Source organism: Bradyrhizobium sp. CSA112 (assembly GCF_029051645.1).
Lineage (GTDB): Bacteria > Pseudomonadota > Alphaproteobacteria > Rhizobiales > Xanthobacteraceae > Bradyrhizobium.
In genome coordinates this window covers 1-590 of record NZ_JAACFS010000129.1, presented here as the reverse complement: position 1 = coordinate 590, position 590 = coordinate 1, and the positions used below count along the sequence as shown (strand labels likewise).

The window sequence follows — 590 nt, the reverse complement described above, 5'->3', positions numbered from 1 at the left end:
CGCGGCGTCGAGATGATGGTCGCACTGCTGGCTGTGCTGAAGGCGGGCGGGACGTATCTGCCGCTCGACCCGGATTACCCGCCCGAGCGGCTGGCGCACATGCTGCGCGACAGCGGCGCGGCACTGGTGCTGACGCAACGGACGCTGCTCGAGCAGTTCTCTCCGGTTCTCGAGGAAACCGGCGCCGCGGCGTGGCTGCTCGACGAGCAGGACGGCGGCGAGGGCGATGCCGGCAATCTTGGTATCGCCGTGCATCCCGAGAGCCTCGCCTATGTGATCTACACCTCAGGCTCGACCGGCCGGCCCAAGGGCGTGATGGTCCGCCACGACGCGGTGACGAATTTTTTGGCGACGATGGCGGAGCGGCCGGGCCTCACGGCCAGGGATCGCGTGCTCGGCCTGACCTCGTTGTCCTTTGACATCGCGGTGCTGGAGCTGTGGCTGCCGCTGATTAAGGGGGCACGCGTGGTGCTGGCGGATCGCGCGGCCGCGCATGATCCGTCCCGGCTCAAGGCCATGGTGGCCGCACAAGGCGTGACCCTGATCCAGGCGACGCCGTCGACCTGGCGGATGCTGCTCGATCATGACGG

Annotated in this window: 1 protein-coding gene; it reads left to right on the top strand. The window is 68.5% G+C overall.

The features are described from left to right. Window positions 1-590: AMP-binding protein (locus GWE18_RS41990; protein WP_275191317.1), on the top strand; the 590-nt coding region annotated here is incomplete at both ends.